This is a genomic window from Mucilaginibacter sp. (assembly GCF_041663085.1).
Lineage (GTDB): Bacteria > Bacteroidota > Bacteroidia > Sphingobacteriales > Sphingobacteriaceae > Mucilaginibacter.
In genome coordinates this window covers 1-2,728 of sequence record NZ_JBAZRC010000254.1, presented here as the reverse complement: position 1 = coordinate 2,728, position 2,728 = coordinate 1, and the positions used below count along the sequence as shown (strand labels likewise).

The window sequence follows — 2,728 nt, the reverse complement described above, 5'->3', positions numbered from 1 at the left end:
GGGCCTGGTAGTAAATTGAATATAGGGTATAAGGCAAGCTCACGAAATTTAAAAGGACCAGCACCTGCCATACTGTGGCCGAACCGCCGCCAAAAAGCAGCAACAACCATGTGCCCGCGAAATAAAAAAAGCCAACCTCGCTCCAGGTTAGCCCTTCAAATACTTTTGCCGCCTTCGACGAAAGGATGGCATTGCAATTGGTTTTGCCGCCGGTTTGACATAATACCTGTACCAGCGGGTTATTGCTGTCGATAAACTGGATAAGCAATAAAACAGAGGTGATTAACCCCGCTGTTTTAAAAAGCGCCAACAAAAGGCTTTGCCAGCTGATGCCGGTAATGTAATTACTATGAAAAACCAGGGCCGCTAAAAATACGAGGGCCGCACCTATGCCAACAGCGGGATTTTTGAAACGGGCGAAAGTTGAATTAAAGGTATTGCCGGGCCTTGCAAAGGCGCGTGTTTCGGCAGTTAAAACTACACCATTAAATATTGTTTCAAACTCGGCGAGGGGTAATTTATGCCAGTTCCATTTATCGCTGGAAACGGTGATGTTTTTGCTATCCATTTTATCGACTACCACAAAATCGCCGTTATTAATGTTGGTATGTGCGATAAAAGGACAGGGAACGATAGCCAGTTGATCATATTCAACCCGGAAAGCTGAATTTTCGATGTTAAAGTTGCTCAAAACATCACTTATGGCCAGTAGGCTGGGGTAATCGGGATGCTTTTCCAACTCGGCGCTAACCAGGACATGGTCAACATTAATTGATAATTTTTTTAATAGCTTGAAAACTGCTGCTTCCGCGTTTTGGATTTTATAAAATGCTATCATCGGTTTAGGATGATTTAATAATACAGTTAATTTAGTCGAAAAAAATTAATTACAGACAAATAATATTGTGTTAAATAACTTTTTCTAAAGTAAAAGAATAAGTTTATGGCGCATAATTTATTACACCAATGCGGTTATTGTATATACGAATGCGGTTATTCGGGCACCTTTTTGCAATTAAAAGGTAGGTACGGGACGCGTGACAGATTGAATTTTAAGGTTTCTCACCATTTTCTTAACCCAAGTTGCAGCTATCCAGAGCTAAATGATTGATTTTTATTGTTTTTATTTTTTTGGGGTAGGAGTTTGTGTACTACGGATTTTCTTTTGGTGAAAGGTTTTGGCGGGATTTTCAATAGTCCGAGCAACTGGCTGAGCTTTTCATTCGGCTGTGTGCATTTTCTGACGGTTACCGTTTTATCGAAGGTATTTTGTCCGCTGGTGGTTATTATTTTTTGCGTGTTGCCGATCCTGACGATTTCGGTCCAGGAATGATTGATGCCATGCGACTTCAGCTGGCACCTGATGGTATTGACCAGCCAATATGCCAAAATGCCCAGGTGTAAATGGGCCATTGTTGCCTTGTCTGTTTTGTGATAGACAGGCCGCAGGTCAAGCTCTGTTTTCAGGGTGCGGAATGTTTGTTCGATTTCCCTGATGGTATTATAGATATTCCAGATGATTACTTCATCCGCTATTTTGAGGCTGGTCCGCAAGAAATACATGCCATATTGGGTTTCCCTGGCCTGGCGGCGCGTTTCCTGTTTCTCCCAACTGAGGTCTGTTGCAATACCTTTAGTATCATCTACACTAACCTTAATATCGTAATAATGATGTACAGAAGGGTATTTCTCCTTTGCCCTGCCAATACGTTCCCACACCTTATCTGCTTTTTTAACCCCGCCTTTAACCAGCAATGCCTGCTGTACCCGTGCAAGATAAGCCTCAAACCGTTCTTCAAACTGTGTGGCCATAGATTGTTCTTTGACCGTCTTGGCATCGCTTTTTATCTCCAGGTAATAATCGGTGTCTTTATCTGTCTGTATGGCTTTTATCCTGACATTTTGTTTGGACCTGGTTTCCATCATTACCGTCAGCCGGTTAGGGTCTATGGTATAATCTTTCAGCTTTGTCCGGCTTACGCATAAATAATGATAGCCTTTTGCCGTAATCAGTTTCAGGTTCTCTTCTGTGGCTATACCGGCATCCAAAACTACCACTGCTGTTTGGGTACAGGTATGGGTACGGAGCTTATCTATCATTTCGGGTAGTGTTTTGCTGTCGGACATGTTGCCCTCATGGATGGCCGAATACTTAATAAAGCCTTCCATGTTGATCACCAGGGCCAATACAACTAACTTTGCATCCGAACGCTGTTCTTTGCTCCTGCCAAACCTGGCCAGCTTACTCCCTCTTTTACTGCCCTCAAAATAGGTGTTTGTTAAGTCGTACAGGATTATTTGTAACTATTCAGCAGCGAAGTTAGCGATTAAAGAAAGTGCATAAAAGACATCGTTTCCGGATTTTATTGTTGTATCAGTTACGGATCGTAGAACAGCCAAGCCATCGGCGCGATCAAGGGACCGGAAGCCCCCTGATACTTTTTGTTTGACTTTGATGGTCCGGATAGCCCTTTCGGAACCATTGTTGTCTGGTGGCACATCGTTGTAGTGTAAAAAGCAAAGTATATGATGACCGATCTTGCGTAACTTTTTTTGAAATTTGATAGCTAATTTGTCCTTATCAGGTAATTTATTCGGAGTAAACCGGCAAGAACATGTTCTAATTTATTTCTTTCCGTACTGTCAGACAAACCATCATAACTGGCTTGATTGTTTAACTTTATGGCCTCTTTAAGCAATGATTTTAAAGAACCGGCCCAATCGCTGG

3 protein-coding genes are annotated in these 2,728 nt (G+C 42.3%); all 3 read right to left on the bottom strand.

Annotation, left to right across the window (positions count from 1 at the left end):
* On the bottom strand, positions 1-838 hold an 838-nt coding region (locus WC615_RS23270; protein ID WP_372980410.1), incomplete at its 3' end, for a cysteine peptidase family C39 domain-containing protein.
* Between the two features lie 251 nt (positions 839-1,089).
* Positions 1,090-2,292 (bottom strand): IS1634 family transposase, encoded by a 1,203-nt coding sequence (locus WC615_RS23265; protein ID WP_372980412.1) that lies wholly within the window; start codon positions 2,290-2,292, stop codon positions 1,090-1,092.
* Between the two features lie 12 nt (positions 2,293-2,304).
* On the bottom strand, positions 2,305-2,625 hold the full coding sequence (locus tag WC615_RS23260) for a transposase (protein WP_372980411.1): 321 nt from the start codon (positions 2,623-2,625) through the stop codon (positions 2,305-2,307).
* Positions 2,626-2,728 lie beyond the last annotated feature (103 nt).